Origin of the sequence: Rickettsia endosymbiont of Nabis limbatus, assembly GCF_965196655.1 — a bacterium.
Taxonomy (GTDB): Bacteria; Pseudomonadota; Alphaproteobacteria; order Rickettsiales; family Rickettsiaceae; genus Rickettsia.
Genome location: NZ_OZ239771.1, coordinates 1,633,923 through 1,645,290 on the forward strand (window position 1 = coordinate 1,633,923; position 11,368 = coordinate 1,645,290).

Below are 11,368 nucleotides of genomic sequence, written 5' to 3' on the forward strand. Positions count from 1 at the left end.
TCGCACTTAGGAAAATTGCATATCAGTTAGAAGCCATCTAATGTTATTCTGAATTGATGTTTTTATAACTTCCCAAGTTTGTTGATATAAAGTAATTTTTTCATTTATCCTCCTTTTGTTCATATCAAGCCATGCCAATACAGCAAGGCAAATATGATTTCTTTGAGCTCGACCCGTGCGTGCCTGACAGCTTTCAATACCACAAGTTTGTTTTAATTCTCGATGATAAACTTCTATAGACCAACGTGCCTTAACAATTTTCTCTATTTGCTCACGTGTAGGGTTTTCTAAATTAGTTGTTATGTAATCAATGCGACCATTTTTTGCCACAAACTTAAATACCGTTACCCAACCGTATCCACGTAGATGAATTTTTAGCCCTTCATCGGGAATCTCCAAAGTGTCCAAGCTAACATTACGATTAACTTTTCTATTTCTTCTTAGGTTAGTAACCCATATCCAACCTAAATTACGTATATGTTTTAAATTATCCAAACCACTATACCAAGCATCCATGACTATGGCATCAGGATTGATACCTCTTTCTTTAGCTAAAGTAAGCATATCACAAAAATGCTCGTTCTTTGTTTTGCCATCAGTTTCTTTATCATATATTCTATAATCTACAGGAGTAGATTGATCAATTTGAGTATTGTAATGCAGTAAGTTTACCATTCCTATACCAGGTATAACATCATGTACAGCCCCAGAATATTGATACTTTACAAGCTCGATCCTCTTACTGTATTGCTTTGACAATAAGGTGTCATCTCCTACTAATAAACAAGGCTCCTCTAGATCAAGATATTTTGACACTTTGCTATAGATTTCGCTAGGGCGAAAATCTTTACTCTTTAACCATCGACTTGCACTATCGTGCGATAGATCTACTGGGCTTACTTCAGATAATGCTTTGCCAGTATATCTTACACTACTTGCTTGTAAAAACGATTGATATAAATCTTTGCTACATTTTGATCTTGTCATTTTTATCTAAAACTATTTTTCTCTAGATTACCATATTCTTTGCTAAGAGCCTATCTTGAAAGACGAATATGCTCATTAAATAGTACTGCAACATATTACTTTAGCACTGTTTGATGTATCAAAAAATTTACAATTTTTAGCAAAATTACTGCTTTTTTATACAAATTGTAAACTGCTTGCTATGAATTAGTGTATTGTTTTTGTTCTCAATACACTTTCAAGACAGGCTCTAAGTGCGAAACTCCTGGGAGTATATTTTTCATTTTCTAAAAATCTATTAATAACATCATGGCTACATTTCTTGGCATGTTCAGCGTAGTAGGTTAAACTATAATTCTTTTGGCTAATTGTTAAAAATTGACAGTAATCTGTTCTATTAATTGGTATTGCTTGCAATCTGTTCCTCTTTGACATGTTTAATTATTCTTACAATAATTTATCACTCTTCCACTCATAGCGTAAGTTTTGCTGAGATTCAGTAAGTACAATACCATCCTGAGCCATCCTTGCTTCTAATGCTTTAAGCCTTTTATTGATATTGTTTAAATCATTACGTAACCAAATTGATCTCACTCCTCCAGGTGATACAAGTATACCGCTCTTCTTAAGCTCATTTGATACTCGAATCTGTCCATATGCTGGATATTCTATTGCCATATCCATTACTGCCTTCTCTATCGCTGGATCAACTCTATTCGCTATTATTGGCTTCTTCCGGCTAATCTCATACAACGCTTCTTCACCACCAGTTTCATACAGTTCTTTAAATCTGTAATAACTATCTCTGCTATAGCCCATCGCTTTACATGCTGATGATATGCTACCAAGACTCTTAGCGAGTTCTAGTAATCCTAATTTTGGCTTTATTATTTTTTGATTTAAGTTCATTTCTTATCTCCATTTAATGATACTCCTCGCAGCAGAGCTACGAGGTATCTATCCAAAAAGTTTTAACTGTCAAAACTTACGCTATGAGTGGAAGAGTGATAAATTATTGTAAGAATAATTAAACATGTCAAAGAGGAACAGATTGCAAGCAATACCAATTAATAGAACAGATTACTGTCAATTTTTAACAATTAGCCAAAAGAATTATAGTTTAACCTACTACGCTGAACATGCCAAGAAATGTAGCCATGATGTTATTAATAGATTTTTAGAAAATGAAAAATATACTCCTTCTTTGTTATGGGAACACATTAAGAATGATGTTATCTTTTCATCTAACGGATATACAATATTTGATGATACGGTGTTAAACAAAAGGAACACAAAGAAAATAGAGGTTGCTAGATCGCAGTATAGTGGAGCTACAGGTGGAGTTACTACCGGTATAGGAGTAGTGAGTCTTGTATATTATAACCCCGATATTGATAAGTTTTGGGTAATAGATTATCGCATTTTTTCACCTGATCATGATGGAGCGACGAAACTAGATCACCTACTAAAGATGTTCAATAATGCTGTTTATAGTAAAAAGATTCCTTTTCAAACTGTACTTTTTGACACATGGTATGCTACACACAAAATTATGCAACATGTTGACTCCTTGGGCAAATATTATTATGCCCCTATTAAAGCCAATAGAAATGTTAGTAAAACGTGTGATTACGAGCCTTATAAAGCTGTTAGCAAGTTGACGTTTTCAGATGAAGAAATTAAGAATGGAATGGAGATTCATATAAAAGGATTTGCCAAAAATAAGCATGTTAATTTGTTTAAATTTACTGTTTCTACCAACAGAGTTGATTATGTTGTTACCAATAACAAAACTCAAAAATCTTCTAAAGCTGCACAAGATGAGTTTGGCTTGCGATGGGTAATTGAGAGCATGCATAGAGAAATTAAGCAACTGACTGGTATAGAACGTTGCCAATGCAGAAAACAGCGTATCCAACATAATCACATTAGTTGTGCATTTCTAGTTTGGGCTTTTCTCAAAAGAACTGCAAATAAAATAGGTAAAACGGTCTACCAAATAAAGTTAGGGCTTTTAGATGACTATATGCAACAACAGCTTCGTTCTCCATCTTTACGATATTTAGAACCAAACATAGCGTAAGTTTTGCCAATTATAATTACTAAAAATAAAATATTAATATCTGATTTCCCAAATTTCCAGTTTGTTCGATCTATTGCTACAACATAATTTTCTATACAAAAAAAGCTTAATATCAATGATGCAACTTTCATATAATCAAAAGTAAATTCTTTCAAAAAACAATAAATCCTATGGGTTTTTGATGATATTTTAGCATCACCTACAATACCAAGGGCTAAACCTTTTTGATAAATAGAACTTCCAGTCATTAGACTGATTATCATTCCAGACAAACATTTTAATCTTGATTTATTTCCATCTATATATAAAATTAATTCTCGAAGTAGTATTTGGTGCATTGTTTTCCAAAAAATCCACCTTATACTACTTTATTACCCTTTAAATCAACCTTTCTTCAACATCTCTACAAAATTGTAGGGTACTATGAAATGATTTATGCAGTAGCACCGCCAGAATTAGTAATTAGAAAAATTTTAAAAACATCAAGATGGATCAATGTTGTTGATAACAATATTACAAAATCTAAACATGAATCAGAAGCAGAATTTAATGCATTACTTGAGCTTCTCGAACCTATTTTAAAACATCCAGATTCAGCTGAGTTATTAAATCAAATTTATATAATAACTATGTATAAAAGCTTTAGCCTTTAATACAAAAAAATATTAAAGATAAATTTTTAGCATTAAGTAAAAATCAAAAAATACCTGAAAAATTACAAGATTTTTGTAGTAAAAATATCGGCACTATTCATGCCTTTCAAGGCAAAGAAGCAGATACTGTAATTATGCTACTTGGGGCTCAACGTCCTCAAGATACAGGCACTAGAAATGTTATGACTAAAAAGCCCAACGTTTTAAACGTTGGTATTAGCAGAGCAAAAAATAATCTTTATATTATTGGTAATGCGGAGCTTTGGCTAAAGCATAAATATATGCAAGAAATACATAACATGCTTTCTTAGTTGTCACCCCGTGGCGACATTGCCCGCGTGGATTAGTTTTTCTGTCTGAGCTAAGGAAATTACGAAGTAATTGTACGTACGCAATACCGCCACGGGATGACAACTTTAAAGCGAATGATAGTTTAATTTCTCTTATTCCTTTTTTCTAAAATAATTGCATGTATTTGTTGAAGAGTATCGTTAAAATCATCGTTAGTGATTATATGATCATATTCGTTAGAATATGATATTTCCGCTTGTGCTGAAGCCATGCGTAGTTGTATTGCTTCTTCATTATCAGCAGCTCTATTTCTTAAACGCTGCTCCAATACTTCAAGGTTAGGAGGTAAAATAAATATAGAAACAGCATTAATTGCATTTTGCTTTATACTCCTTGCACCTTGCCAATCAATATCAAATAAAACATCTAACCCTTGATTTAGCAAATTTTCGACATGTTTTTTAGGGGTGCCATAATAATTATCATATATTTTAGCATGTTCAAGAAATTGATTTTGTTTAACTAATTCTTCAAATTCAGATTTAGTTTTAAAATAGTAATTTACGCCATCTTGTTCGTTTGGTCGTGGTTTTCTAGTAGTTGCCGAAATTGATAAGCGTAGATTATTATCGATTTCTAATAACGCCTTTGCTAAGCTTGATTTACCTGCACCAGATGGGGAAGATAAAATTATGATCAACCCTTTATTTTTTGTCATGTTTACTAACTATTCGTATTAGGTACAGTTCTGTTTATTACCTCATCCATAGTACAACTAAAATATTTTGCTATTTTTAAAATTGTATCTATTTCAGGATTAAATTCACGATTTACTTCCGCTCTCATAATCCTGCTAATGGTAGTATAAGGAACATCGGTAACCTCAGCGAGATATTTACGGTCTATTTTTTCTTGTTTTAACTTTTCTTCTAAAAATTCTTTTACTTTAGTAGCAAGTGCCATATTGTTATACTCCAAATAGTTGGATTAAATATTTGTATCACGATGAAAACCATCTTCGGTGTCATCCCCACATGGATCACTTTCCCCTGTCATCCCGTGATTTATTCACAGGATCCAGTTAAAAATATCAATAATATCTGGATCTAATTCTCAAGCCACGGTATAAGATTGAACACATTTTCCTATCCACGCAACAAATAATATATTTCACCAAACATTTTTTATAATTATAGGTAATTTATAAGGACTGACAATAACTAAATCAAAACGAATATTATAATTAATTATATTTACTATTACTGCTTAAGAACATTTCAGCTGCTCGCTTAATTCCTTTTTGCTGATTAAAAGATACGAATCTATCATCGATGTTAGAGCTTCTTGCTTTTATAGCTTAATGCGATAAGGTAGTGACTTTTTTAAGAGCATAGTAAACCGCATCAAAAAAGTGCTCAAAATTAGAAACAGTTTTTCTTATTTCGTTCTTGATTTTAAACCAGTAATGCTCAATAGGATTTAAATCTTACTATTACCCACAAATTTTACCACTAACAATTGATAGCATCATTACGCTCTCTTGAAGGATTTCATATCCCCGCCATAAAGACATTGCTCCGGGCAACCCATCACTCTTTCTTGCCATAAAGCCTCCTAATTTACCAAGCAAAATAATAGCTTCTTTTATATTTGGAGGCTTGCCAGGAGTATTATTTGTTCTGTGCACGCGCATATAAAGCGTTTTCCATTCTTGGGTGGTAAGTATGCTATCGCAGCTCTCTTCAGGACAAGTTGAGGCTATTTTTGATAAATATAAAATTTTAAAAGCAATGAGGCTTTTTATGGCAATTAATTTTTGTAGCTTTGTTTCGGCAGATAAGCGAGAGGCTTCTATCTTGCATCCTGATTTCAGAACTCTAAAATATTCTTCTATTTTCCATCTTAGCTTATACCAAGTTATACGCTCAACAGCATCTTCAAAGCTACTCACGGGGATGTTGGTCAGTATAGTCCAATCGATTGCCTCTACTCCAACAGGGGCATTAATTTCTTTAGCGCTTACAACATAAACAGCTAATTTGTCACTGATTTTGTGATCAGTATTTTCAGGGCCATATAAAGATACAGACCTAATTGGTATGTGCCCATATGTGTATTTAATTTCAACATTTGCTTTTCTTGCTTTATGAAGTCCATTGCCTGGGATTTTCAGTCTAATCTCTTTCTTGGACTGTAGCTTACTTATTTTCGTTTGTATTTTTGTTTTACCATTTTCCGGGCAAATAAATTTCCTATCCTGTCTGTTGCGAATTACAAATTCTGCAGCTGATTCTTCAATTTTCCATAACAAATCAAAGATATCTGCTTCTCTATCTCCAACCGTAATAACTCTAGTATTTTCAGGAATATTGGCAATTGTTTCCTCAAACGCGTTAATCCATTTATAGCTTTCTTTATCTTTGATGTGAGTGATATACTTACGCCTTGCTTTTTCCTTCTGATCCTCTTCCCTTGCGATACGTGCCCAACATTGCTGAGAGGTAAGGCCTAAAGGCAGACCTCCTGGCGTCACTATAATAGTACTATGCATAATAAGACCCTGTTTGTGCTTTGTATAAGCTTTGGAGATACTGCCTAGCCCTTTTGTCTTAATATGAGTGTCATAATCCAGGTAAGTTGTATCCTGAATTGCAAACACTAAATTTTTGCCTTGGATTCTATTTTGTGTTTCCACATGATGCGAAGAATAGACTTCATCTATATCAAACTTATCATTGCTAAATAGTCTGTAAGCTCCCTTCGCATCTTTCCAGGATCTGCAACTTTGATTTATTGTGCCGGATGCTTTGCTATCAAGTAAGTTACTGGTTTTAATAAGCCGATTTATAAGTCTTTTATCTTTAAAGTCAACATGCCTGAGCTCATTCTCTAACCAACCAGTGCTTGATATATTTATCCCGTATGTTACTATATCTTGCATATCGCCTATCCTTCTTATTTAAAATGATCAGTGAATACTCTAGCAGCATTTTATAATTGTGGGTAATAGTAAGGATTTAAATCAGGAGAGTAAGTTGGTAAAAATAAAATACTGCAACCAAAAGATTCAATTAACGTTTTCACTTTTGTACTTTTATGAAAATTAATATTATCCATTACTACTATCTGACCAGGCTTTAACTCTTTGATCAATATCTCTTGTACATAAGTTTCAAAAATGTCCTTATTACATGTCCCATCAAATATTATTGGGGCAATAATATCTTTGGCAGACACCCCACAGCTGTCGAAAGTAGAAGAGAAGAAATAAGTATGTAAAAAAGTATTAGGAAGAGGTAAACAGGTAACTAAAAAATTAAAAAGGTTACCCTGAATGGAAATAAAAGAAATAATGAACTTAATTAGTGATAAGAGGCTGATAGAAGTAGGGGAAAAATATACCGTAGATAAAGCCAATCATAAAATAACGGGAGCATTTATTTTAAAAAGTTTTGTTAGGTCATCACTACTTGGTAGACCGATTAGCTTAAGGACATTAGAGGAAATAGTACCGGCAACTTTAGAGTTAAGTAGTCTTCTTAAAACAAAAAAGGTTGGTAAAAATAAAATAGACCATAGTTCTATTGGTAAAAGATTAAAAACAATAAAGACAGAATATTTCAAAGCAATTTATGATGAACTAGTAGAAAAGTATAATAGCCATTTTAATAAGATAGAAAGAAAACAATTACACATATTTGATTCAACAACTATTAATCTTTCCGGCAGAGTAATTAAAGATGGATTAAAAATAGGAGGAAAAAAGAATGATAGTCAAGTAAAGCTTAGTGTAGGTTTAGAGGGACAAATACCATCTAATATAAGATTTTGCAATGATAAATCTGAAGCAAGTGATGATGTAGCATTAGTTAAAGCTATAAATGAATCTAAGCTAGATAAGGAAGATATATTAATATTTGATAGGGGAATTTGTAAAACAACTACCTATGAAGATTTCAGTAACAAAGAAATAAAATTTGTTACTAGAGTACAAACTAACAGACGCTATAGAGTTATTAAAAAGTTAGAGATCAAGCAGAATCAAAACAATCATAGTAACTTACAAATACAAAGTGATGAGATTATTAATTTATACAGTGCTAACAAAATAATCAAATGTAATTTAAGATTAATAAAAACCATTGATTATAAGAACAAAGAAATATGGTTTTTAGCAAATTTATCGGATAGTTCTGCTGAAGAGATAGCAGAGATATATAAGAAAAGATGGGATATAGAAGTATTTTTTAAATTCATAAAACAGCATTTACAGTTTAAACATTTTATCAGTCATTCTCAAAATGGCATGATAGTATATTTATATAGCATATTAATAGCTGCAATTCTATTTACCATATTTAAAAATATAAATAAATTAAAGGGTTTTAAGATTCCATTATTACGATTTTGCTTATTACTAGAGAAGGAAATAATTCGTGATATTGTAATATTGTCTGGGGGCAATATTGATCTTATAAAGTTTAGATTATAACTATATCTACTTTCGACAGCTGTGGCAGACACCCCAGCAATCATACTAATCAGTGATTTATGTTGATAGACCCTTTCACCATAACATCTTTGACCGATAATGCTCCACCCGTGTTCTCTACAGCTATTATCTTCCTATCCCAGATTCATCGATAAATACTAAATCTTGTTTGTCTATAGTTTTTAGTTTCAATATAAACTCATTCCTTAGACCAACATCTCTTTTGGGATGAAGAAAAGTTTTTTTTATAACTATAACCTAATTTATTAAGCAATCTTGATATCGTACTTGCAGATACTTTTTGACTCCAGTTGTTAGCTAGTTCCATGGTGGTTTTATCAAAATTTAATTCTATAAATTTTTTAAATCCCTCTATGTCTCTTATTATTCTACGATGTCCTGTATGATAACCACTTTTTGCTTTGATATCGCCGGTTTGTTTCTTTAATTTTTTCCATTCTATTATAGTCTTCCTACTAATAGAGTATATCTCAGAAGTCTCTTTTATTGTTTTACCATCTGTTAAACTTTTTATTACTCATATTCTTAAATCGTATGAATATGCCTTTGCCATAAGTTTTTCATTTAGTATAATCTAACTCATACTCTAAGTCACTATCTTATCGCATTAAGCTATACTTCAATAAAAACAATTTCTTTATTACGCAGTGCAATGATATCTATTTCACCGACATAATAACGTTTTCTATGATGAAGAATTTGATAAAATTTTATTTTATAGATTATTATACAGATATATTCGGCAATAATACCAAGATATTTTTTTTCATGTATACTCGTTTAGTTTGAAAAATTGGCTTCGTTACTTCTCGCTTTTGGTCCTCACATAGAATAAACTACGCTGCGGTCAAAAGCCCCGAGATGCCTTGCTCTTTTCCAAACTAAACTTCGTCTACTTTTTTTACTCTTTAGGCAATAATACTTGCACAAACTCAGTTTTAGATAGATCGGCAGCGATGTTAACTATAACATCATTTTCTGTAACTTTAGTGACATAACCAACTAAGATACCTGCTGGGTAAGTACTGCCATGACCAGAAGTTATTATCTCTTCATTTTTTTGCACTAAATGATTATTAGGTAAGTATAAAATTTTACTATTGTTATTATTACCGGCTAAAATACCTTGCTCTCTTGAGGCACTTGTTTTAATAGGTATTCTAGAGTTAACATCACTTATTAGCATAACTTTAGCATAATTATTACTTACTTCTATTACTTTACCAACTAATCCTTGTGAATTGGTCGTAACGATTTGATCAGGTTCAACTCCGTGTTTTCTACCAGCAGAAATTAATGCCGTTTTAGAAAATGGACTAAAAGACACACTTAATAATTTAGCAGTAACATATTTAAATTCTTCTTCCTCGGTAACTGTTAAAAGATCTTTCAGAGCAATATTTTCAGCCCTTACTGATTCTACTTCGCTCTGAAGATGCTTAAGTCTTGCTACTTCAAGCTCAAGCTCTATATTTCGTTTTTCTAGATCTTGAAAATAAACAAATTTTTGTTTTATAGAATTTATACTTTCAAATATATTTTCGTAAAATACTAATCCAGCTGATAATACGCTACCTGTTATTTCAATAGAAATATTGGATATTTTTTTAGGTGAAACAAGAAATAAATACAAAGATAATCCAAGAAAAAATATGACAAAAAAGCGTTTAAGAGTAACTAATAAAGTTCTTACTAGCTCCAAGGAACTTGAAGAATTTTTTACTCTATTCGCAAGTATTGCCATCTTTAATCCTGTTTAAATAGTACATGTTTTAGCTTTGTAAAATCTTCAAGTGCTTTTCCTGTCCCAAGTGCTACACATGATAGTGCATCATCTGCAATTATCACAGGTAATTTTGTTGCCTCACTAAGAACAAAATCAAGATTTCGGAGTAATGAACCACCACCTGTTAGCACTATTCCTTTATCAACTATATCAGAAGATAATTCGGGAGGCGTCGCCTCTAATGCTACTTTTACTGCCTCAACAATTTGACTTACTGGTTCTATTAGACTATCAGCAATTTGCCTTTCATTCAATACCATTTCTTTTGGAATGCCATAAATTAAATCACGACCTTTTATTTCCATAACCCTTGGTTCTGCATTTTGATCTACATAAGCAGTACCTATTTCTTGCTTTATCTTTTCAGCTGTAGCCTCACCAATTAGCAGGTTATAATGTCTTCTTATATATGAAATAATTGCTTCATCCATCTTGTCGCCACCGACTCTTACGGACCTTGCATATACTATACCACCTAGTGACAAAACTGCAACTTCTGTAGTACCGCCGCCAATGTCAACAATCATTGAGCCTGTTGCTTCCGTTACAGGAAGCCCCGCACCAATTGCCGCCGCCATAGGCTCTTCAATTAAATATACATCCTTACCACCTGCACTTTCTGCTGCTTCTTGAATAGCACGACGTTCAACAGGCGTAGAGCCTGACGGCACACAAACAACAATCGTTGGACCAAAAAAAGAACGACGATTATGTACCATTCTAATAAAGTACTTAATCATTTCTTCTGCACCTTTGAAATCGGCAATCACGCCGTCTTTTAAAGGTCTTTTAGCTTCAATATCATTTGGAGTACGACCTAGCATCATTTTTGCTTCATGACCAAAAGCATAAGGCACAAAAGAGCCATCTTTTTTTATTAACGCAACTACTGAGGGCTCACGAAGAACAATACCACGTCCTTTTTGATATACGATAGTATTTGCCGTACCAAGATCAATAGCCATACCGGAATAAAACCCTTCCAAAAATTTCATTATCATTTTTCTTTTTCTCTCTAAATTCTAAAAATTCTTCCATGCTAAATTAATTATAGACAAAGTTTTATTTGGAAAAAG

At 32.5% G+C, this 11,368-nt stretch carries 13 protein-coding genes and 3 pseudogenes; 4 read left to right on the forward strand and 12 right to left on the reverse strand.

The window, feature by feature from the left end:
* Nucleotides 1-6 precede the first annotated feature (6 nt).
* The 3 genes and pseudogenes from ACOAL3_RS09490 to ACOAL3_RS09500 form a co-directional block, all read right to left on the reverse strand.
* Nucleotides 7-987 (reverse strand): IS701 family transposase, encoded by a 981-nt coding sequence (locus ACOAL3_RS09490; protein WP_419234551.1) that lies wholly within the window; start codon nucleotides 985-987, stop codon nucleotides 7-9.
* 246 nt (nucleotides 988-1,233) lie between these two features.
* Nucleotides 1,234-1,383 (reverse strand): annotated as a pseudogene (locus tag ACOAL3_RS09495) (IS701 family transposase); the annotation flags it as partial.
* A 39-nt stretch (nucleotides 1,384-1,422) separates the two neighbouring features.
* Nucleotides 1,423-1,875, reverse strand: a pseudogene (locus ACOAL3_RS09500) (helix-turn-helix domain-containing protein); the annotation flags it as partial.
* 142 nt (nucleotides 1,876-2,017) lie between these two features.
* Between ACOAL3_RS09500 and ACOAL3_RS09505 the strand changes: the two are divergent.
* Nucleotides 2,018-3,049 (forward strand): IS701 family transposase, encoded by a 1,032-nt coding sequence (locus ACOAL3_RS09505; RefSeq protein ID WP_473198150.1) that lies wholly within the window; start codon nucleotides 2,018-2,020, stop codon nucleotides 3,047-3,049.
* Here the strand turns inward: ACOAL3_RS09505 and ACOAL3_RS09510 are convergent.
* Complete coding sequence (locus tag ACOAL3_RS09510; RefSeq protein ID WP_419234921.1) at nucleotides 2,989-3,297, reverse strand: hypothetical protein; 309 nt, start codon at nucleotides 3,295-3,297, stop codon at nucleotides 2,989-2,991. The genes ACOAL3_RS09505 and ACOAL3_RS09510 overlap by 61 nt on opposite strands.
* A 180-nt stretch (nucleotides 3,298-3,477) precedes the next feature.
* On the opposite strand from ACOAL3_RS09510, the gene ACOAL3_RS09515 reads away from it, so the two are divergent.
* Nucleotides 3,478-3,702 carry a hypothetical protein gene (locus tag ACOAL3_RS09515; RefSeq protein ID WP_419234922.1) on the forward strand — a complete coding sequence of 75 codons (225 nt, stop codon included), beginning with the start codon at nucleotides 3,478-3,480 and terminating at the stop codon, nucleotides 3,700-3,702.
* 95 nt (nucleotides 3,703-3,797) lie between these two features.
* Nucleotides 3,798-4,013 (forward strand): AAA domain-containing protein, encoded by a 216-nt coding sequence (locus ACOAL3_RS09520; RefSeq protein WP_419235642.1) that lies wholly within the window; start codon nucleotides 3,798-3,800, stop codon nucleotides 4,011-4,013.
* Between the two features lie 122 nt (nucleotides 4,014-4,135).
* Here ACOAL3_RS09520 and gmk read toward each other — a convergent pair whose 3' ends face one another.
* The 4 genes and pseudogenes from gmk to ACOAL3_RS09540 form a co-directional block, all read right to left on the reverse strand.
* Nucleotides 4,136-4,711 (reverse strand): guanylate kinase, encoded by a 576-nt coding sequence (gmk, locus tag ACOAL3_RS09525; RefSeq protein WP_419234923.1) that lies wholly within the window; start codon nucleotides 4,709-4,711, stop codon nucleotides 4,136-4,138.
* Between the two features lie 5 nt (nucleotides 4,712-4,716).
* Nucleotides 4,717-4,956 (reverse strand): helix-turn-helix transcriptional regulator, encoded by a 240-nt coding sequence (locus ACOAL3_RS09530; RefSeq protein WP_395477049.1) that lies wholly within the window; start codon nucleotides 4,954-4,956, stop codon nucleotides 4,717-4,719.
* A 529-nt stretch (nucleotides 4,957-5,485) separates the two neighbouring features.
* Nucleotides 5,486-6,934 carry an IS4 family transposase gene (locus tag ACOAL3_RS09535; protein ID WP_419234585.1) on the reverse strand — a complete coding sequence of 483 codons (1,449 nt, stop codon included), beginning with the start codon at nucleotides 6,932-6,934 and terminating at the stop codon, nucleotides 5,486-5,488.
* 71 nt (nucleotides 6,935-7,005) lie between these two features.
* Nucleotides 7,006-7,218: pseudogene (locus ACOAL3_RS09540) on the reverse strand (transposase); the annotation flags it as partial.
* Between the two features lie 127 nt (nucleotides 7,219-7,345).
* Here ACOAL3_RS09540 and ACOAL3_RS09545 point away from each other — a divergent pair.
* Complete coding sequence (locus ACOAL3_RS09545; protein WP_419234559.1) at nucleotides 7,346-8,485, forward strand: IS4 family transposase; 1,140 nt, start codon at nucleotides 7,346-7,348, stop codon at nucleotides 8,483-8,485.
* 199 nt (nucleotides 8,486-8,684) lie between these two features.
* Here the strand turns inward: ACOAL3_RS09545 and ACOAL3_RS09550 are convergent, their stop codons facing one another.
* From ACOAL3_RS09550 to ACOAL3_RS09565, 4 genes are all read right to left on the reverse strand, one after another.
* A complete protein-coding gene (locus ACOAL3_RS09550) occupies nucleotides 8,685-9,020 on the reverse strand; it encodes a helix-turn-helix domain-containing protein (protein ID WP_419235606.1) in 336 nt (111 codons plus the stop codon).
* Between the two features lie 98 nt (nucleotides 9,021-9,118).
* On the reverse strand, nucleotides 9,119-9,280 hold the full coding sequence (locus ACOAL3_RS09555; RefSeq protein WP_419235643.1) for a YraN family protein: 162 nt from the start codon (nucleotides 9,278-9,280) through the stop codon (nucleotides 9,119-9,121).
* 127 nt (nucleotides 9,281-9,407) lie between these two features.
* On the reverse strand, nucleotides 9,408-10,250 hold the full coding sequence (mreC, locus tag ACOAL3_RS09560) for a rod shape-determining protein MreC (protein WP_419234924.1): 843 nt from the start codon (nucleotides 10,248-10,250) through the stop codon (nucleotides 9,408-9,410).
* A gap of 2 nt (nucleotides 10,251-10,252) precedes the next feature.
* Nucleotides 10,253-11,293, reverse strand: a complete 1,041-nt coding sequence (locus ACOAL3_RS09565) for a rod shape-determining protein (protein ID WP_419234925.1) — start codon at nucleotides 11,291-11,293, stop codon at nucleotides 10,253-10,255.
* Nucleotides 11,294-11,368 lie beyond the last annotated feature (75 nt).

What these genes read in the sequence shown, in the direction of transcription:
- ACOAL3_RS09490 (WP_419234551.1), bottom strand. Translation starts at nt 987, where the DNA reads ATGACAAGATCAAAATGTAGCAAAGATTTATATCAATCGTTTTTACAA.
- ACOAL3_RS09510 (WP_419234921.1), bottom strand. Translation starts at nt 3,297, where the DNA reads ATGACTGGAAGTTCTATTTATCAAAAAGGTTTAGCCCTTGGTATTGTA.
- ACOAL3_RS09515 (WP_419234922.1), top strand. Translation starts at nt 3,478, where the DNA reads ATGATTTATGCAGTAGCACCGCCAGAATTAGTAATTAGAAAAATTTTA.
- gmk (WP_419234923.1), bottom strand. Translation starts at nt 4,711, where the DNA reads ATGACAAAAAATAAAGGGTTGATCATAATTTTATCTTCCCCATCTGGT.
- ACOAL3_RS09530 (WP_395477049.1), bottom strand. Translation starts at nt 4,956, where the DNA reads ATGGCACTTGCTACTAAAGTAAAAGAATTTTTAGAAGAAAAGTTAAAA.
- ACOAL3_RS09535 (WP_419234585.1), bottom strand. Translation starts at nt 6,934, where the DNA reads ATGCAAGATATAGTAACATACGGGATAAATATATCAAGCACTGGTTGG.
- ACOAL3_RS09545 (WP_419234559.1), top strand. Translation starts at nt 7,346, where the DNA reads ATGAACTTAATTAGTGATAAGAGGCTGATAGAAGTAGGGGAAAAATAT.
- mreC (WP_419234924.1), bottom strand. Translation starts at nt 10,250, where the DNA reads ATGGCAATACTTGCGAATAGAGTAAAAAATTCTTCAAGTTCCTTGGAG.
- ACOAL3_RS09565 (WP_419234925.1), bottom strand. Translation starts at nt 11,293, where the DNA reads ATGATAATGAAATTTTTGGAAGGGTTTTATTCCGGTATGGCTATTGAT.